The sequence below is a fragment of the Billgrantia aerodenitrificans genome (assembly GCF_021404405.1).
Lineage (GTDB): Bacteria > Pseudomonadota > Gammaproteobacteria > Pseudomonadales > Halomonadaceae > Halomonas > Halomonas aerodenitrificans.
The window spans coordinates 87,788-106,238 of sequence record NZ_JABFTV010000011.1 but is presented as its reverse complement, the minus strand read 5'-3'; the positions used below and the strand labels follow the sequence as shown (position 1 = coordinate 106,238).

The window sequence follows — 18,451 nt, the reverse complement described above, 5'->3', positions numbered from 1 at the left end:
TCCCAACGAGAAGGGCACCACAAGAAGTCAGCGCCCGGTGAGCAGGTCAGCACGATGTGACCTTTGCTGAGCGAGAGACGCGGCGGAATGCCTCTTGCTTGGCAGGTGGCTCAGAGTGCTTGTTCTGAAAAGCGGCTCAGCACCGCACCAGCGTGGCGCAGGGTGTGGCCGTGGGCGTGAGCCTGGGGTGCCTGGGTGGCCAGGTAGAAACGGGCCAGTTCGCTCAGCCCCGTCAGGTAGTCGGGGTCGCCGTCGCCTGCCGTGCGGCGGGCTTCGGCGGCCAGCGCCAGGCGCGCCATCTGCCAGGCGCCGCAGGCGATGCCGAGCAGGTGCAGCAGCGGCACGGCACCGGCATAGAGCTCAGCGGTGTCGGCCTGGTGGGCCAGCAGCCAGTCGGCGCTCTGGTCGAGCAGGGTGGCCAGGTCGTGGAGCGGCTGCGCCAGGTCGCCCAGGTGCTCATGACCGTCGAGCCGACCGGCCGTCTGACGAATATCCGCGATCAGCTCGCGCAGGGTGGCGGCGTCCTCGCGCAGGATCTTGCGCCCCAGCAGGTCGTTGGCCTGGATGCCGGTGGTGCCCTCGTAGATGGTGATGACACGGGCGTCGCGGAACAGCTGGGCCACCCCGGTCTCCTCGACGAAGCCCATGCCGCCGAACACCTGGATCGCCTCGTCGCAGAGGTCGTTGCCCACCTCGGTGCACCAGCCCTTGGCCACCGGCATCAGCAGGTCGACGTAGCGGCGGTACTTGTCGGCAGCCTCGGCCTCGGGATGATGACGGGCGAGATCGAACCAGCCGGCGGCGCTGTAGAGCAGGCCGCGCATGGCCATCAGCCGGGCGCGCATCGATACCAGCATGCGCTTGACGTCGGGGTGGGTGAGGATGGCCTTGCCGGCTTCGCCGGTGACGATGTCGCGCCCTTGAACACGCTCCCGGGCGTAGGCGAGGGCGGCCTGATAGGCGCGCTCACCCAGCGCCAATCCCTGAATACCCACGTTGAAGCGGGCCTCGTTCATCATCACGAACATGGTGGCCAGGCCCTGGTGCGGCTCGCCCACCAGATAGCCCAGGGCGCCGCCGTCATCGCCGTAGCTGAGGGTGCAGGTGGGGCTGCCGTGGATGCCCATCTTGTGCTCGATGGCGATGCAGCGGATGTCGTTGCGCTGCCCCGGCTCGCCCTGCTCGTCGAGCAGGTACTTGGGCACCAGGAACAGCGACAGGCCCTTCACCCCCGGCGGGGCGTCGGGCAGCCGGGCCAGCACCAGATGCACGATATTGGGGGTGAGCTCGTGCTCGCCGTAGGAGATGAATATCTTCTGGCCGAACAGACGGTAGGCGTCATCGCCCTCGGGCTCGGCGCGCATGCGCGTGGCGGCCAGGTCGGAGCCGGCCTGGGGCTCGGTGAGGTTCATGGTGGCGGCCCACTCGCCGCTGACGATCTTGTCGAGCCAGGTGGCTTTCTGTGCCTCGTTGGCGGCGATGGTCAGCGCCTCGGTCTGGCCCACGTTGAGCTGGGGCAGCATGGCGAAGGCCATGTTGGCCGAGAACCACATCTCCCACACCGGGGAGGAAACCAGCTTGGGCAGCCCCTGGCCGCCATGCTCCGGCGGCAGCGAGAGGCCGATCCAGCCGGCCTCGCGGAACTGGTCATAGGCCGCCTGCCAGCCCTCGGGAGTGACCACTCGCTCGCCTTTCAGGCGGCAGCCCTGCTGGTCGCCGACCGGGTTGAGCGGGGCGAGTACGCCGGCGGCGAACTTGCCGGCCTCCTCCAGCACGGCGCTGACCAGATCCGGCAAGGCGTCCTCGCAGCCGGGCAGCTCGCCGATCCGCTCGAGACCGGCCAGCTCCTCGAGGATGAACTGCATATCGCGCAGCGGCGCCTGGTAATCGAGCATGGTGGCATTCTCACTGGAATAGTGGTCGGGCGTGAAAAGGAGAAGACTGCCGTCACCTGTTCAAAGGAGGCTTGAGTTTTTCCACTAGCCCGGCGAGATGAGCGCCGGGGACAAGCCGAAGCGAGGGTCTTTTGCCATGGATGGCAAAAGTAGCGCCCAGGGATGGGTTCACAGCGCCCTCGCGGAGGCTTGTTGCCGGAAAAGCTCATTTCCTTCAGCGAGCTGTGACAGAACGGACTACCGCGGAGCCATACGAATCGCCCCATCCACTCGAATGGTCTCGCCGTTGAGCATGGGGTTATCGACGATATGGCAGGCCAGGCGCGCGAATTCGTCGGGCTCGCCCAGACGGTTGGGGAAAGGGATGGATGCGGCCAGGGATTGCTGCGCCTCTTCCGGCAGCGCCTCCATCAGCGGGGTCCTGAACAGTCCCGGGGCGATGGTCATGACGCGGATGCCGTGGCGGGCCATTTCCCGGGCGATGGGCAGGGTCATGGCCACGATGCCGCCCTTGGAGGCCGCATAGGCGGGCTGGCCGATCTGGCCGTCGAAGGCCGCCACCGAGGCGGTGTTGACGATCACTCCGCGCTCGCCGTCGGCCTGGGGCTCGCCCTTGGCCATGGCGGCAGCGGCCAGGCGCAGCATGTTGAAGGTGCCCAGCAGGTTGATGTTGACGATGCGGGCGAAGGCTTCCAGCGGCAGCGGCTCGCCGTGACGATCGACCACCTTGGCGGGATCGCCGACCCCGGCGCAGTTGATCAGCCCGTGCAGGCCGCCGAAGGTGTCCACGGCCAGCGCTACCACGGCCTGGGCATCGGCCTCGCTGGTAACGTCGGTGCGGCGGAACAGCGCGCGGTCGGTGGCGCTCCTGGCGTTCAGCTCGCCCGCCAGCGCTTCGCCGCGCTCGGCATTGAGATCGGCGATCACCACGTTGCCGCCGGCATCGTGCAGGGCGCGGGCGGTGGCTTCTCCCAGCCCCGAGGCGCCGCCGGTGACGATGAAGGTGTTGTCCTGAAACTTCATGGTGTTCTCCTCAGGTGCGCGGGCCCTGGCCTTTCTTGGTAAAGAAACTGCCGATACGTTCGGCCACCTCGGGGCTGGTCTGGGTCAGAGCGGCGGTGAGCGACTCCACGAACAGGCCGTCGTCGCTGGCCATGTTGTCGATGCGCGAGATGGCGGAGACCATGGCCCAGTTGGCCATGGGCGCGTTCTCGGCGATGCGCTCGGCGAGCTGGCGGGCCTTGTCGAGGCTCTCGCCGTTACCGACCACGTAGTGGGAGAGGCCGAGGCGCTGCCCTTCGTCGGCGTCCATGACGCGGCCGGTGAGCATCATTTCGCACATGCGGCCGGGGCCGATGATGTTGGAGACCCGCACCGAGGCGCCGCCGCCGACGAAGATGCCGTGGCGGCCCTCCGGCAGCTGATAGACGGTGCTGGATTCGGCGACCCGCACATGGGTGGCGGTGGCCAGCTCCAGCCCGCCGCCGATGACGGCCCCCTGCATGGCGGTCACCACCGGCAGGCCGCCGTTCTGCAGGCGATCGAAGATGCGGTGCCAGCCGCGGGAGTGCTGCACCACGCCGAAGGGGTCGCGATGCTGATGTTCGGCGAGGTCCAGACCGGCGCAGAAGTGCTTGCCCTCGGCGGCCAGAATGATGACTCGAGCCTCTTCCGGCGTGGCCACCAGGGCCTCTTCCAGAGCGCTGAGCAGACGGTCGCTGACGGCGTTACGCTTCTCCGGGCGCGCCAGGGTGATGGTGTAGATGGTGTCGTCCAGAGTCGTCTTGACGAGCGTTTCGGTCATGTGGGCCTCGGCAATAATCGTCAAGCTGAGCGCTTGTTGTTCGAAAATACTGTTGTGTAACTAAACAATGGATAGAGTACAGCAGTCGCCGAGCCGGGTCATTCCTGCCTTTCTTCGACTTTAGTCTTACGAGAAGCGTGCTGGAGGAGAAACGAGGACGGCAGCCCGAGGGCTGCCGTAACGAAGGGTGACTTAGCGAATGGGGAGTGGCGGGTAGAGTGTGGCGAGTGAAGCGACTAGCGATGAACTCAGGCGCGGCACTCGTCCTGTAGCGCGAGGGCGGCTTCGTAGATCTCCCTGCCCTCCTCGCCGACTTCATCCAGGTAGCGTTCGATGGTTTCGTTCAGCACCGGCCCCCAGTCGGCATGCTCGAGGGCATCCTCGATGACCAGAAACTCGTGGCCGGCCTCTTCGGCATCCTGGCGGCCCTGGCGAATCAGCTCGTCGTAGACCTCGGCGGCGCGCAGCGACCACTCCAGACCGCTATGGTCGTCGATCACCTGCTGCAGGTCCTCGGGCAGGCTGTCGTAGGTGCGCTGGTTCATGGTGGCGAACAGCGACAGATCGTAGAGCGGCACTTCGGTGTGGTAGCTGGCCAGCTCGTTGAGGCGGAAGGTCTTCATGCCCTCCCAGTTGAAGCTCAGCCCGTCGACCACGCCGCGTTGCATGGAGGTGAACACTTCTGGAGCCGGCATGCCCACGGCCTGGGCGCCGAGGCGGGTGAACATGTCGCCGACCACCGGCGTGGGCCGGCGCAGGCGCAGCCCTTCCAGGTCCGCCGGCGTCTCTATCAGGCGCTCCTTGGTGTGCAGGTAGCCGGGGCCGGTGGTGAACATGAACAGCGGCCGGGTATCGGAATACTCCTCGTCGAAGTGTCCCTGCTCATAGAGCGACTGCAGGATGCACGAGCCCTGGTGGCTGCTGGCCGAGACGCCGGGTAGTTCGACCACCTGAGTCAGCGGGAAGCGACCGGCGTTGTAGCCCTGGGCGGTGGCGCCGATGTCGGCGATACCGTTGACCACGCCCTGGTAGGCGTTGTCGGCACCGGTGAGGGTGGCGCCGGGGAAGATCTGCACCTGCAGACGGCCGTCGGAGGCCTCCTCGACGCTTTCTGCCCAGGCCTGGAACAGCTCGCGATCGATCAGCGAGCCGCCGGGCCAGACGTGGGCGATGCGCAGGGTGGTGGCCTCGGCCAGAGCCGGTGCGGCCAGCAGCGTGGTTGCCAAAGCGATACCGGTGACGATCTTGCTGGGTGTCATGGGGGTGTTCCTCTTGTCGTTATGGGGGCGTCATGTAAAGCGCCTACAGGTCCAGCACCAGCACCTTGCTCTTGGCCCGCGAGCAGCAGGGGGTGAACTGGTCGTTGGCGGCGTGCTCGTCGTCGTCCAGGTAGAGGTCGCGGTGGTCGGGCTCGCCTTCCAGTACCCGGGTCAGGCAGGTGCCGCAGACCCCCTGTTCGCAGGAGACCATGATCTCGATGCCGTTCTCGGCCAGCACCTGGTGCACCGTCTTGTCGGCGGGCACGCTGAAGCTGGCGCCGCTGCTGGCGATCTTGACCTCGAAGCTGCCGTCGTCCGCGGTGTCGGTCACGGCCCCGGCGAAGTACTCGGTGTGTAGCCGCTCGCCGGGCCAGCCCGCCGCCTTGCAGGCCGACAGCACCGCCTCGATGAAACCGGTGGGGCCGCAGACGTAGACCCGGGCCTCGGGGTCCGGCGTGGCGACCAGCCCCGCGAGGTCGAGCTGCTGTGCCGGCTCGCCGTCGTCGAAGTGGAAGTGCACCCGCTCGGCGAAGCCGGAGGCGGCGATGCGCTCACGGAAGGCGGTGCGCTCCGGGGAGCGCGTGCAGTAGTGCAGCTCGAACTCGGCATCGGTGTGGGCCAGGCGTTCGGCCATGCACAGCAGCGGCGTGATGCCGATGCCGCCGGCCAGCAGCAGGGTGCGCCCGGCCGGCTTGAGCGGGAAGTGGTTCTTGGGCGCACTGATCTGGATCAGATCGCCGACCTTGATTTCCTCGTGCATGGCCACCGAACCGCCCCGGGAGGCGGGGTCGCGCAGCACGCCGATCAGGTAGCGGTCGCGCTCCTCGGGGTGGTTGCACAGCGAGTACTGGCGAATCAGACCGCTCTTGACCTGTACGTCGAGATGGGCGCCGGCGCTGAACGCCGGCAGCGGCCGACCGTGAGGGTCGGCCAGCTCGAAGGTGACGATGTCGTGGGCCTCGTCGTGGCGTGCCTTGACCTCGACGATCAGCGAGAGGGGAACGCTGCTCATGGCGTGACGCCCTCCCTGGCGGTGCGCTCCTCGGCCAGGATGCGATCGATGATGCGCCTGGCCTGTACCCCGCCGCCGTCGATGTTGAGCTTGAGCAGCTGGCGCTCCGGATAGCGCAGCAGGTTGCGCTGCTGGGCCTCGAGCATGTCCAGGTCCTCGGCGAAGATCTTGCCCTGACCCTCGCGGATCTTCTCGGTGAGCTCGCCGTCTTCGGGCTTGAAGTTGCGCGCCATGCCCCAGAAGTACCAGATCGAGGTGTCGGTTTCGGGGGTGATGAAGTCGACCACGATGCTCGATGCCTTGACCGCCGCCGGGGCGTCGTAGCCGCCATTGCCGGCGTGGGCCACGCCCACCTCGATCAGCACGTGGCTCGGCGGGGTGAAGCGGCAGATCTGCCAGCGATCCACCGGCACGTCGTCGGCCAGGCCGCAGCCGCGCAGGGCCGCCTGCCAGAAGGGCGGCGCCGGGATGTTTTCCATATGCCGGCTGGTGATGACCTCGTCCCCATCCACGCTGGTCTCGGGGGCGGCCTCCTCGATCTCCGGCTGGCCGATGCTGGAGGCGTGCACGTAGGTCTCATGGGTCAGGTCCATGAGGTTGTCGACCATCAGGCGGTATTCGCAGTGGATGTGGTAGAGCCCGCCGCCGTAGGCCCAGTCGGGATTGTTGGCCCAGTGCAGCTCGGGGATCAGGCTCGGGTCGGCCTGTTCGGGATCCCCCGGCCACAGCCACACGAAACCATGGCGCTCCACCACCGGGTAGGCACGGATGCTGGGGAAGCCGCGCACGCGCTGGCCGGGCATGCCGGCGCACTTGCCGTCGCAGCCCATCTCCAGGCCGTGGTAGCCGCACACCAGCTTGCCGTCGCGCACGAAGCCCAGTGACAGCGGGGCACCTCGGTGGGGGCAGAAATCCTCCACCGCGGCAACGCGGCCTTCGTCACCGCGAAAGAGTACGATGGGCTCGTTGCAGATGGTGCGTCCCAGCGGCTTGTCCGCGATCTCGTCCGGGGTGCAGGCGACGTACCAGGTGTTCTTGGGGAAGGGGGCCTGTTGACTCATGGTTCTCTCCTTGGCGGGGCCGGCATGCCGGCGGCATGACGCCACGCTCGGTCACGGTCGTGATATTATGTTTGGATCCAAAGTAGAGCTTTTCAGCCTTGTGATGGTCAACTTATGCTTTAGTTGGATCCATTGGTAATTTCGAAAGGGCAGCAAGGGTGGTGATCGAGTGAGCGACAGCGACAAGAGCGTGGTGAGCCGATTGCGCAAGCTGATCGGCGAGGGCTTCTATCCGCCCGGTGAACGTATCGGCGAGGTGGCGGTGGCGGAGCAGCTGGGCGTCTCGCGCACCCCGGTGCGCCTGGCCTTCCGTACCCTGGAGCAGGAGGGGCTGCTGCAGCGGGCCGGCAAGCGCGGCTTCATGGTGCGGGAGTTCACCGAGGCGGACGTGCTCTGCGCGGTGGAGGTGCGCGGGGTGCTGGAGGGGCTGGCGGCACGGCGCCTGGCGGAACAGGGGCTGAGCCCGGCCTTGGCTGAAGAACTGACGGTTTGGATCCAAAAGGGGCGCGAACTGCTGGCCAAGGGCTATCTGGAGGAACGCGACGTCGACGTCTGGAGCGAGCTCAATCGGCGCTTCCACGAAACCATCGTCGGTTCGGCTGGCAGCCCGGTGATCGGCGACGCCATCGCGCGCAACAACCATCTGCCGTTTGCCGCCGCGGACTCCATCGTCATCGACAGCGAGGCGCTCGATCGGGAGTACCGCAAGCTGCAGCTGGCCCAGACCCAGCACGAGCTGGTGCTCCAGGCGCTGAGCCACGGCGAGGGCGCCCGCGCCGAGATGCTGATGCGCGAGCACGCCTTCATTGGCCTGCGCTACGGCGAGCTGCTGGGGTTGGGACCCGGGCTCGGCCAGCCGCGAGCCGACGACTGAGCGCTGCCCAGGGCATGAACGTGTCCGGGGCAGGCGCACCGCCGGAGTGGCGCTGCGTCTGCCCCGGCCGTGTTCACGGGGCTTTATCGCGGGGCTTTATCAGGCTGAGGGAAAGCGTACGATGGGTTTGATGACGCGGCCGTGCTCGGCGTCATCGATGGCCTGGTTGATCTGCTCGAACTCGTAGTAGGTCACCAGCCGGTCGAACGGGAAGCGGCCCCCTTCGTACAGGCGGATCAGTGCCGGGATGAAGTGATCCGGCAGCGAGTCGCCCTCGACGATGCCCCTCAGGCTGCGGCCCGCCGACATCATGTGGCTCAGATTCAGCTCCAGGTGACTGCTGGGATCCGAGGCGCCGAGGATGCCGCAGGTGCCGCGGGGCGCCAGTACCGCCACGGCCTGCTGGATGACCGGCGCCAGGCCGGTGGTGTCCAGGGCGTGATCGACACCCGCGCCGCCGGCGGCCTGGCAGATCTGCTCCACCACCCCGGGGGAGTCGGCCACGAAGGCGTGGCTGGCGCCGAGTTCCAGGGCCAGTTCCAGGCGCTGGCGGTTGCGGTCCACCGCGATGATGGTGGTCGCTCCGGCGACCACGCCGGCCATGATGGCCGACAGGCCGACCGACCCCGTACCGAACACCGCCAGCGAGTCGCCCGGCGCGACCCGCAGCGAGTTGAGCACCGCACCGGCACCGGTTTGCACCCCGCAGGCCAACGGCCCCAGCAGCTCCAGCGGAGCCGAGCGGGGCACCTTGACCACATTGCGCTCATGGCACAGCGAGTGGCTGGCGAAGGAAGACTGGCCGAAGATGTTGCCGTATATCATCTTGCCCGCCTGAGACAGGCCGCTCGAGCCGTCCGCCCGGGTGCCGAGGAAGTTGCGCGGGAAGAAGTCGTGGCAGTAGCTGGCCTGGCCTTTGTCGCAGCTGGCGCAGTGGCCGCACGAGTTGTAGGTCATGACCACGTGATCGCCGACGGCGACCTTGCTGACGCCGCTGCCCACCTGCTCGACGATACCGGCTCCCTCGTGGCCCAGCACCACCGGCTGTGGCGTGGGGAGATGTTGATCGCGCATGACGATGTCGGTGTGGCAGATGCCGGTGGCCACCAGGCGTACCAGGATCTCACCGGCCCGGGGCGGCTCCAGCTGCAGTGTCTCCAGGGAGAGCGGGGCCTGTGGCGTGCGGGCCACGGCTGCGTTGATTTCCATGCTGTGCTCCTCTCACTGGGCCGACTTGGCGACTACCACCGACTGAATGGCGGTGTATTCGTGCAGCCCCGCCTCGGAAAACTCCACGCCGATGCCGGACTGCTTGTGGCCGCCGAAGGGAATGTGCGGCGCCATGGCAAAGTGCTGATTGACCCAGGCGCTGCCCGTTTGCAGCCGGCTGGCGATGCGCTCGCCCCGCTCGACGTCACGCGTCCATACCGAGCCGCCCAGGCCATAGGGCGAGCGGTTGGCGCGGCGTATCGCGTCCTCGACGTCGTCGAAGCGCAGCAGCGAGCGCACCGGGCCGAAGATCTCCTCGTCCACCACCGGGTTGCCCTCCTCGATGTCCCGGATCAGCGTCGGTTCGACGTAATACCCCGGGCCGTAGGTGCGGCCGCCGGCGATGATGCGTCCGTACTGCGGGGCGAGCTCGAGCGCTCGCTTCACCGCGTCGAACTGGCGGCGGTTCTGCACCGGGCCGAACTGGGTGGTCGGGTCCAGCCCATCGCCCACCTTGGCGGAGCGCGCCAGCTCGGCGAGTGCGTCGCACATCGGCTCGTAGATGGCGGAGTGGATGTAGAGCCGCTTGATCGACATGCACACCTGGCCCGAGTTGACGAACGCCAGGCCGAACAGCTGCGGGGCCACGGCCGCCACGTCGACGTCGTCGAGCACGATGGCGGCGTCGTTGCCGCCCAGCTCCAGTGTGAGACGTTTCAGGCTGTCGGCGGCGGAGCGCATCACCGCGCGTCCGCTGGCGGTGGAGCCGGTGAAGGAGATCTTGTCGATGTCCGGATGGCCGGCCAGCAGCGGGCCGATGTCGCCGCCGTCCGGTACGACGTTGACCACTCCCGGTGGCACCAGGTCGGCGATGAGTTCGCCGAGGCGCAGCGTGGCGAGCGGCGTGGTGGGGCTCGGCTTGACCAGGCAGGTATTGCCGGCAATCAGTGCGGGGCCGAGCTTGTAGCAGGCCATCACCAGCGGGAAGTTCCAGGGCACGATGGCGGCCACCACACCCAACGGGCGGCGGTGCAGCTCGGCGCGCTGCTGCGCGTCGTCCTGCAGTATTCGCGGCGAGAGATCGACATTGGCGAAGAAGCGCAAGATCGCCGGTGCCTGAAAGGTTTCCACCTTGGAGCCGGCCAGGGGTTTGCCCTGCTCGAGGGTGATCAAGTGCTCCAGCTCCTCGGCATTCGCCTCGATGCAATCGGCGATGGCAAGCAGCACCTGGCGCCGCTGCTCCAGCGGCGTGTCCCGCCAGGCGGGCCAGGCTTCGCGGGCGGCGCGAATGGCGCGCTCGGCCTCTTTCGGGGTGGCGCGTGGGCAGTAGGCCACTGTCTCTTCGTTGCTGGGGTTGATCACCGCCATCTGGTGAGTGCCCGTGGTCAATTCGCCGTCGATCAGGGCATGGAAGGTGTGGGAAGTAGGCATGGCGTGCTCCTGTTGTTATTTACGTCATTTACGTCATTTACGTCTGTTATGTACGTCCGGGGTAAGGACCATTCAGCCTCGCCATGCCATGCCGGTCTTGCGTATCCGTGCAGAGACGTTGTCGAATCCTGCAGCGATCGCTTGCCAAGTCGGGTCGTCTTGGACCACCCTGTAAGGCAGTTTTGTTGTAAGTGGCAATAAATAACGTCAATAACAATTGCTACGGAGACGCCGGAGATGAACGCCTTCGCCCCTCGCAGCGATGAGCGTCCCGCTGGGATGCCGTCGCCAGCCCCATCCGACGCCAGCCTGTGTGCCACCAGCCTGCGCACCACCAGTCTGGAGCGCTTCGTCAGCGCCAGCGGCGCCCATCTGCCACCCTTGGAGGTGGTGCCTCAGACAGCGACATTCCGCGCCAGCCTGCGGGGCCGAAACCTGCACAGCGGTCAACTGGTTCAACTGGCCAGCTCGCCGGTGCGGGTCACGCGCACGCCGCGCATGGCCAGCCATACCAGCGCCGACCACACCTTCAAGCTGGTGTGGCAACTGCAGGGTGGGGCCGAGATGGAGCAGGGTAATCGCACCATCCGACTGGGCGCCGGGCAACTGGCGATCTATCGCCTCTCGACGCCCTACCGTTTGCATACCTTCGGCGATTATCGCGTGCTGATGCTGAGCCTCGATCTGGCCGACATGCCGGAGTGGCGGCAACTGGCCGAACGCTGCCAGGGCCAGGTGCTGCCCTGGGATGCCACCGTGCAGGGAGCCCTGGCGGCGCTGCGTTCGCAGCTGGTGTGGGGTGACGACCCCATGGTGGCAAAGGTAGAGGGGGTGGCGCTCGAGCTCGTCTTCGACTTCCTCTGGCGGCATCAACGTCAGCAGTTGCACTGCGCCCCCATGCCGAGCGAGCGGCTGGTCAGGGCGCGGCGCCTGGTGCTGGAGCGGCTCGCCGACCCGACCCTGGCGCCGGAGGATCTGGCCAGCGCCCTGAACCTGTCGATGCGCGCGCTCTACGACGAGTTTCGTCGACACCAGTTGGCGCCGCCGGCCACCTTTATTCGCGAGTTGCGCCTGGAGCGCTGCTACCTGGCGCTGCTGGACGCCGCGAATCGACGCAACACCATCACCCACATCGCCCTGGAGCATGGCTTCGTCGATGGCGCGCACTTTGCCCGGGTATTCCGCCAGCGCTACGGGATCTCTCCCGTGGAGCTGCGCAGGCGGCAGGGACCGCTGGAGCACTGAAACCACGGCGCGCCCCTGGCCCGTGTTACGCCACCTTTGAAAAGTCCTAGTTGATATTCCTTTTGTCCTGTTTTGTGGGCAATAGGGTGCTTTTTGTTTGTCAAAAATAACGAAAAATCCAAGCGGCATAGACTAATGTCGATTATCGGGTGGGTCAGTGGTGGGGTAGCTTAGTCGCTAGGCCGAACGTGTGTTCGTTTTGCGAACAAACACGCTGCAAATCGACGACAACGACCCTGGAGGCACCCATGAACCGTGTCCTGTCCCGCTGCCTGTTGGCGGCTTCCATCGCTGGGCTCACTGCCGCTTCCGCCGCGCAGGCCTCCACCACCCTGCGCATGTCGCATTTCTGGCCGGACGGTTCCGGCATCAACCAGGAGATCTTCCAGGCCTGGGCCGATGCCGTGCAGGAGGCTTCCGGCGGCGAGCTGCAAATCGAGAACTATCCGTCCCAGACCCTGACCCGCGCCGACCAGGCCTATCAGGGCGCGGTCAACGGTATCTCCGACATCGCCATCACCGCCCAGGGCTACACCGCGGGCCGCTTCCCGCTGTCGCAGATCGTCGAGTTGCCAGGGGTTTCCGATACCGCCAGTCAGGGCGCCTGCATCCTGCAGACCCTCTACGACGACGGCCACCTCGCCAGCGAGTACGACGACACCAAGGTGCTGTTCATGTTCACTACCGGGCCGGGCTACCTGCACACCGTGGACAACGACATCCAGTCGCCCGCCGACCTTTCCGGCCTGCGCATTCGTCGCCCCACCGCGGTGGCCGGCGAGATGCTCGAGCAGCTCGGCGCCCAGCCGGTCGGCATGCCGGCGCCGGACATCTATACCTCGCTGCAGCGCGGCGTGATCGACGGCCTGAGCTTCCCCTGGGAGGGCATGAAGGTCTTCCGCCTCAACGAGCTGGCCAACTATCACACCCAGGTACCGTTCTACTCGCTGATCTTCGTCGCCACCATGAACCAGCGCAGCTTCGACCGCCTGAGCGAAGAGCAGCAGGCGGCCATCGAGGCCAACATGGGCATGCAGTGGAGCGAAGTGGCCGGCGGCGTGTTCGACGGCCTGGACGAGGCGGGCAAGCAGGAAGCCGAGGAGGCCGGGCACACCATCCGCGTGATCGATAATCCGCTCGAGCACGACGACTGGGCCGGTCCGCTCCAGGCGGGGATCGAGAACTACCTGAGTGAGCTCGAAGGGCGCGGCCTGGACAACGCTCGTGACGTCTATGAAGCCGCCATGGCGGCGCGTGAGGCCTGCTCGGCCGAGCAGAGCTGAGCCGGGAGGCCATGATGCAACCCTTGCTGTTCGCAAGCCGCCAACTGGCACGCCTCTGTCTCCTGGTGGCGGGTCTGGCGCTGTTGGCGCTGATGAGCGTGACCATCGTCGACGTGCTGCTGCGCATGACGTTCCGCCTCTCCGGCGGGGCGCTCAACTGGAGCGTGATCGGCAGCGTCGAGCTGGTGCGCTATCTGCTAATGTTCTCGCTGCTGGCGGCCATGGCCGCCAGCGTGGAGCGTAGCCAGGTGGTGGTGGAGGCCTTCTCCCATGGCCTCTCGCCGGTGCTCAAGGAGCGTTTGGGCGGCCTGTTCCTGTTCGGCTTCGTGGTGCTGGGCGCGGTGATGGCCATCGGCCTGTGGCAGGAGGCCGGTATCGCCGCCCAGCGTGGTCAGGTGACCCAGGACCTGAGGATTCCCATGGGGCCGATCTATCAGTTCGGTGCCGTGCTGTGCGCGCTGCTGGCGCTGCGCAGCCTGCTGCATGCCATCCTGGGCGCCTTCTTCGCCACCGAAGGGGGAGGTGTCCATCATGAGTAGCGAAATGATCGGTGGCATCGGCCTGATCGGTCTGCTGGTACTGTTGATTCTGCGGGTGCCGGTGGCGCTGGCGATGTTGATCGTCGGCGTGGTGGGCTTCGCCCAGGTGATCTCCTGGGGTGCGGCGCTCTCCATGGTCAAGTCGGTGCCGGTGGACGTGCTCTCCAGCTACAGCTTCAGCGCCATTCCGATGTTCATCCTGATGGGGGTGCTGGCCGCTCATTCGGGCATGGCCGGGATGCTGTTCAACTCCACGCGCACCATTTGCGGCGGCTGGAAGGGCGGCATGGCGATCGCCACGGTGGGCTCCTGCGGGGTATTCTCGGCCATCTCCGGTTCGTCGCTGGCCACCGCCAGCACCATGACCCGGGTGGCCCTGCCCGAGATGGAGAAGCACGGCTACAAGCGCTCGCTGGCCACCGGTACGCTGGCCGCCGGCGGCACCCTGGGCATCATGATTCCGCCCAGCATTGCGCTGCTGATCTATGCCGTGATCACCGAGCAGTCCGTCGGCGACATGTTCGCAGCGGGGATCATCCCGGGCCTGATGGGGCTGGTGTTCTACGCCCTGACGGTCAGCGTGGTGATGCGCATCTGGCCCGACATGGCGGTGCCCGGCGAGCCGACTTCGCTGAGCGAGAAGCTGCGCTCGATCTCCGGGCTGCTGCCGTTCTTCGCCGTGTTCGTGATCATCATTGCCGGCATCTACCAGGGCATGTTCACGCCCACTGAGGGGGCCAGCGTGGGCGCCTTCGCTACCATGCTCTACGCCTTCTACAAGGGCATGCGCCTGGCCGGGCTGTGGCAGAGCGTGCGGGAGACCCTGGCACTCTCGGCGGTGGTGTTCTTCATGCTGGTGGGAGCCGAGACGCTGGGCTACTTCATCTCGGTGTCGCGCATCTCCTTCACCATCAGCACCTTCCTCGGCGGGCTGGACGTGCCGACCATCGTCATTCTGCTGCTGATCCTGCTGCTCTACTTCGTGCTCGGCATGTTCATGGACTCCATCGCCATGCTGGTGATCACGGTGCCGGTGGTGTTCCCGATCATCACCATGCTCGGCATCGACCCGGTGTGGTTCGGCATTCTCACCGTGCTGACGGTGGAGCTGGGGCTGGTAACGCCACCGGTGGGCATGAACGTGTTCGTGATCAAGGCGATGGCGCCCCATGTGGGGCTGGGCGAGATCTACCGCGGCGTGGCGCCCTTCATCGTCGCCGACCTGCTGCGCCTGGCGCTGTTGATCGTCTTCCCGGTGCTATCGCTATGGATGCTCTAGTTTCTGTCCGAATACTGGCTGCGCTCGTCGACTTTTCAGGCAGAGCCTAGCCTCGCACCTTTGATCTCCTGCCCCGGTTCAGCATGTCTGACCGGGGCCTTTTCATATGGGCGAGGCTTTGGCGTGCTGGCGCAGGCGGAAGTCCCGCGGCGAGAGCCCGGTGTTGCGCTTGAAGAAACGGGTGAAGTAGGCCGGTTCGGAGAAGCCGAGGCTGTCGGCGATCTGGCTGATGGTCATGTTGGTGTAGGTGAGCTGGCGCTTGGCCTCCAGCAGCAGGCGTTCGTGGAGCAGCTGCAGCGCACTGCGATTCGCCAGGCGGCGGCACAGGGCATTGAGGTGCGCGCTGCTCATGCCGAGCCACTCGGCAAACTGCTCGACGCTGGGCTGCTGGCGGTACTGCGCCTCGATCAGCGTCTGGTACTGGGCGAGGTGCTCGTGGCCGCGGTCGCGGCTCCGTGGCTCCGCGGTGGCAGGGCCGTGCGGTTCGGCCAGGCGCGCGAGCTCCACGCACAAGGCCTGCACCAGCGCACCCAGCATGCGGTCGCGGCCCGCGGCGGGCTGGCGGTACTCGGCGTCGATCTGCGCTACCAGCGTGGCCAGGCGGTGCGCCTGAGTCGCCTGCTCCAGCGGAAAGTAATTGGCCTGACGCAGCGTCTTGGCCTGCTCCTCGAGCTGCTGGCCGAGCTGTTCGGCCAGCGGCTGGGCCAGGGTGACGATATGCCCTTCGACATCCTGCGAGAAGCGGAAGCCGTGGATGCTCATGGCCGGCACCACGATGGCCAGCGGCCCGCCCAAGGCATGCTGGGTGCCCTCCAGCTCCAGTTCGACCTTTCCGCTGGCGATGTGCAGCACGTGCACCAGGTCGGCGTGCCGGTGGGGGCGGATGTGCCAGTCGTGTAGCCGGCTGCGCTCGGGGATCGATTCGCAGTGCAGCAGGTCCGGCGTCGGCCAGGGGTGGGTCTCGCCGTAGAGCTTGAACACGGGCACCGAGGCGTGGGGTGTGTTCGACATGAGGGCACCTGCACGACTAAAGTCGATAAAGGATGTGCGAAAAGTCCAACTATTGATCTTTATCTTGCCTTAATAGCCTCGCCTTTTCATTGAAAAATGCAACTCATGTGTCGCCCCTGACAACAATGAGGCTTTTTTCATGAAGACCCAGGTAGCCATCATCGGTGCCGGCCCCTCCGGGCTGCTGCTCGGCCAGCTGCTGAGCCGCCAAGGCATCGACAACGTGATCCTCGAGCGCAAGAGCGGCGAGTACGTGCTCAGCCGCATTCGCGCCGGCGTGCTGGAACAGGGCATGGTCGACCTGCTGCGTGAAGCGGGCGTCGATGCGCGCATGAACGAGGAGGGCCTGCCCCACGACGGCGTCGAGCTGGCCTTCGACAACCGCCGCGTACGCATCGACCTGGCCGGGTTGACCGGCGGCAAGACGGTGATGGTCTACGGTCAGACGGAAGTGACCCGCGACCTGATGGAGGCCCGCGCGGCCGGCGGCGGCACGACGATCTACGAGGCCGACAACGTGCAGCCGCACGATCTCGAAACCGACGCTCCCTACGTCACCTTCGAGAAGGACGGCGAGACCGTGCGCCTCGACTGCGACTACGTGGCCGGCTGCGACGGCTTCCACGGCGTATCGCGCCAGTCGATCCCCAAGGACCGCATCAAGGAGTTCGAGAAGATCTACCCGTTCGGCTGGCTGGGCCTGCTGGCCGATACGCCGCCGGTCTCCGATGAGCTGATCTACGCCCGCCACGAGCGCGGCTTCGCCCTGTGCAGCATGCGCTCGCCGACCCGCAGCCGCTACTACGTGCAGGTGCCGCTGGACGAGAAGGTCGAGGACTGGTCCGACGAGCGCTTCTGGGCGGAGCTCAAGCGTCGCCTGCCCGAGGAGGTGGCGGCCAAGCTGGTCACCGGCCCTGCGCTGGAGAAGAGCATCGCGCCGCTGCGCAGCTTCGTGGTCGAGCCCATGCAGTACGGCAGGCTGTTCCTGGTCGGCGATGCCGCCCACATCGTGCCGCCCACCGGCGCCAAGGGGCTCAACCTCGCCGCCAGCGACGTCAACACGCTCTACCGGCTGATGGTGAAGGTGTATCAGGAGGGCCGCACCGACCTGATCCCCAACTATTCGCAGACCTGCCTGAAGCGCATCTGGAAGGCCGAGCGCTTCTCCTGGTGGATGACCTCGCTGCTGCACAAGTTCTCCGACGAGGAGGACTTCGAGACCCGCATGCAGCAGGCCGAACTGGACTATCTCACGTCTTCGGAGGCGGGCCTCAAGACCATCGCCGAGAACTACGTGGGCCTGCCCTACGAGTCGCTCGAGTAGCGCATCTTGCGTGCTCCTCCTTGCCCGGGCTGAGGTGGTTGGCCCGGGCTTTTTCGTGCCTATCCAGGCTCCCGGGTAAGACTAAGGTCGGGTTTGGGGCCCGGTCGGAACCCAGTACTCTCGATTCGTCAACGAATAAGTGTACGCTTAGCGAACAATTCCAATCGGCGATAGAGGTGGCGTGATGAGGGGCGTAAACAAGAGCTGGCTGAGAACGGCATGCCTGGCGGCATGTGGCGCAGGTCTGACGATGGCGGTCTCCGTCTCGACGGCGCATGCCAATGAATGGCCGACCGGCGATGTGCGTCTGGTCGTGCCCTATGCGCCGGGCGGTACCACCGACGTACTGTCGCGTCGCGTGGCCGACCTGCTGCAGGATGAGCTCGACGCCAACGTGGTGGTGGAGAATCGGCCGGGAGCGGGTTCCACCGTGGCCACCGGTCGCCTGGCGCGCGGTGGGCGCGAAGCCGCTCATACCATTCTGATGGCCTCGCCCGGGCATACCATCGGGGCGGCAATCTATCCCGACCTCGACTACGACCCGGTCGAGGATTTCGTCTTCCTGCAGAACCTGATCGACATCCCCAACGTGATGGTGGTGCCGGCCAGCAGCCCCTATGACAGCGTCGAGGAGTTCGTCGAGGCGGCCCGCGAGCAGAACATGACCTTCAGCCACAGCGGTGTGGGCAGCTCCATCCACATGTCGGGCGAGCTGTTCAAGACGCTGACCGAGACCAACCTGACCGCCGTGCCGTTTGCCGGCAGCGGTGCCGCGCTTCCGGCTCTGCTGGGTGGCGATGTGAACGTTTCCTTCGAGAATATGCCCACCGTGCTGTCTCACATTCGCTCCGGTGATCTCAAGGCGCTGGCGGTGACCTCTGCCGAGCGTTCCGAGCATCTGCCCGACGTGCCCACCCTGGTGGAGATCGGCGACTACAACCTGGACCAGTTCGTGACCACCGCCTGGTTCGGCCTGATCGCTCACGAGTCCTTCTCCGAGGAGGCTCAGGAGGCCATGCGCGAGGCGCTCGATGCCGTGATGCAGCGCGAGGAGTTCGTCAGCTTCGCGGACCAGCTGGGTGCCGAGCCGGGCCAGGTGGCCGGCGAGGAGTTCAAGCAATTCGTCGCCCAGGAGGTCGAGCGCTGGCAGGAAGTGGCCGAGCAGGCCGGCATCAGTCAGTAAGCGAGTCGACCGCTTTCACCGTTCGTCGAGGCGAGGCTCTGT

At 66.4% G+C, this 18,451-nt stretch carries 16 protein-coding genes; 7 read left to right on the top strand and 9 right to left on the bottom strand.

Features of this window, described 5'->3' with window-relative positions:
- Positions 1 to 110: 110 nt before the first annotated feature.
- The 6 genes from HOP59_RS19190 to HOP59_RS19165 form a co-directional block, all read right to left on the bottom strand.
- Complete coding sequence (locus HOP59_RS19190; protein ID WP_234255104.1) at positions 111 to 1,895, bottom strand: acyl-CoA dehydrogenase; 1,785 nt, start codon at positions 1,893 to 1,895, stop codon at positions 111 to 113.
- A 237-nt stretch (positions 1,896 to 2,132) separates the two neighbouring features.
- Complete coding sequence (locus tag HOP59_RS19185; RefSeq protein WP_234255102.1) at positions 2,133 to 2,918, bottom strand: 3-hydroxyacyl-CoA dehydrogenase; 786 nt, start codon at positions 2,916 to 2,918, stop codon at positions 2,133 to 2,135.
- Positions 2,919 to 2,928: 10 nt separating this feature from the next.
- Entirely contained in the window at positions 2,929 to 3,699 is a 771-nt protein-coding gene (locus HOP59_RS19180; RefSeq protein ID WP_234255101.1) for a crotonase/enoyl-CoA hydratase family protein, read from the bottom strand.
- A 248-nt stretch (positions 3,700 to 3,947) separates the two neighbouring features.
- Positions 3,948 to 4,958 carry a TRAP transporter substrate-binding protein gene (locus HOP59_RS19175; RefSeq protein WP_234255099.1) on the bottom strand — a complete coding sequence of 337 codons (1,011 nt, stop codon included), beginning with the start codon at positions 4,956 to 4,958 and terminating at the stop codon, positions 3,948 to 3,950.
- A 43-nt stretch (positions 4,959 to 5,001) separates the two neighbouring features.
- Entirely contained in the window at positions 5,002 to 5,970 is a 969-nt protein-coding gene (locus HOP59_RS19170) for a PDR/VanB family oxidoreductase (RefSeq protein WP_234255097.1), read from the bottom strand.
- A complete protein-coding gene (locus HOP59_RS19165; RefSeq protein ID WP_234255095.1) occupies positions 5,967 to 7,031 on the bottom strand; it encodes an aromatic ring-hydroxylating dioxygenase subunit alpha in 1,065 nt (354 codons plus the stop codon). The genes HOP59_RS19170 and HOP59_RS19165 overlap by 4 nt, the downstream gene beginning before the upstream one ends.
- Positions 7,032 to 7,200: 169 nt before the next feature.
- On the opposite strand from HOP59_RS19165, the gene HOP59_RS19160 reads away from it, so the two are divergent.
- Complete coding sequence (locus HOP59_RS19160) at positions 7,201 to 7,905, top strand: GntR family transcriptional regulator (RefSeq protein ID WP_234255093.1); 705 nt, start codon at positions 7,201 to 7,203, stop codon at positions 7,903 to 7,905.
- A 99-nt stretch (positions 7,906 to 8,004) separates the two neighbouring features.
- Here HOP59_RS19160 and HOP59_RS19155 read toward each other — a convergent pair whose 3' ends face one another.
- The gene (locus HOP59_RS19155) at positions 8,005 to 9,114 is read right to left on the bottom strand and encodes an NAD(P)-dependent alcohol dehydrogenase (RefSeq protein ID WP_234255091.1); all 1,110 of its coding nucleotides are present in this window, start codon (positions 9,112 to 9,114) and stop codon (positions 8,005 to 8,007) included.
- 12 nt (positions 9,115 to 9,126) lie between these two features.
- A complete protein-coding gene (locus tag HOP59_RS19150) occupies positions 9,127 to 10,545 on the bottom strand; it encodes an aldehyde dehydrogenase family protein (protein WP_234255088.1) in 1,419 nt (472 codons plus the stop codon).
- 237 nt (positions 10,546 to 10,782) lie between these two features.
- Between HOP59_RS19150 and HOP59_RS19145 the strand changes: the two genes are divergently transcribed.
- The 4 genes from HOP59_RS19145 (at position 10,783) to HOP59_RS19130 (ending at position 14,891) form a co-directional block, all read left to right on the top strand.
- Complete coding sequence (locus HOP59_RS19145) at positions 10,783 to 11,790, top strand: helix-turn-helix domain-containing protein (RefSeq protein ID WP_234255086.1); 1,008 nt, start codon at positions 10,783 to 10,785, stop codon at positions 11,788 to 11,790.
- Between the two features lie 248 nt (positions 11,791 to 12,038).
- Positions 12,039 to 13,073, top strand: a complete 1,035-nt coding sequence (locus HOP59_RS19140; RefSeq protein WP_234255084.1) for a TRAP transporter substrate-binding protein — start codon at positions 12,039 to 12,041, stop codon at positions 13,071 to 13,073.
- A gap of 14 nt (positions 13,074 to 13,087) precedes the next feature.
- Positions 13,088 to 13,612 carry a TRAP transporter small permease gene (locus tag HOP59_RS19135; protein ID WP_234255082.1) on the top strand — a complete coding sequence of 175 codons (525 nt, stop codon included), beginning with the start codon at positions 13,088 to 13,090 and terminating at the stop codon, positions 13,610 to 13,612.
- The gene (locus HOP59_RS19130; RefSeq protein ID WP_234255080.1) at positions 13,605 to 14,891 is read left to right on the top strand and encodes a TRAP transporter large permease; all 1,287 of its coding nucleotides are present in this window, start codon (positions 13,605 to 13,607) and stop codon (positions 14,889 to 14,891) included. The genes HOP59_RS19135 and HOP59_RS19130 overlap by 8 nt, the downstream gene beginning before the upstream one ends.
- A 102-nt stretch (positions 14,892 to 14,993) precedes the next feature.
- Here the strand turns inward: HOP59_RS19130 and HOP59_RS19125 are convergent, their stop codons facing one another.
- On the bottom strand, positions 14,994 to 15,902 hold the full coding sequence (locus HOP59_RS19125; protein WP_234255079.1) for a helix-turn-helix domain-containing protein: 909 nt from the start codon (positions 15,900 to 15,902) through the stop codon (positions 14,994 to 14,996).
- A gap of 139 nt (positions 15,903 to 16,041) precedes the next feature.
- Here HOP59_RS19125 and pobA point away from each other — a divergent pair, with 139 nt between their 5' ends.
- Positions 16,042 to 17,226, top strand: a complete 1,185-nt coding sequence (pobA, locus tag HOP59_RS19120) for a 4-hydroxybenzoate 3-monooxygenase (RefSeq protein ID WP_234240132.1) — start codon at positions 16,042 to 16,044, stop codon at positions 17,224 to 17,226.
- Between the two features lie 250 nt (positions 17,227 to 17,476).
- Positions 17,477 to 18,409 (top strand): Bug family tripartite tricarboxylate transporter substrate binding protein, encoded by a 933-nt coding sequence (locus HOP59_RS19115; protein ID WP_234255076.1) that lies wholly within the window; start codon positions 17,477 to 17,479, stop codon positions 18,407 to 18,409.
- The last annotated feature ends 42 nt before the right edge of the window (positions 18,410 to 18,451 follow it).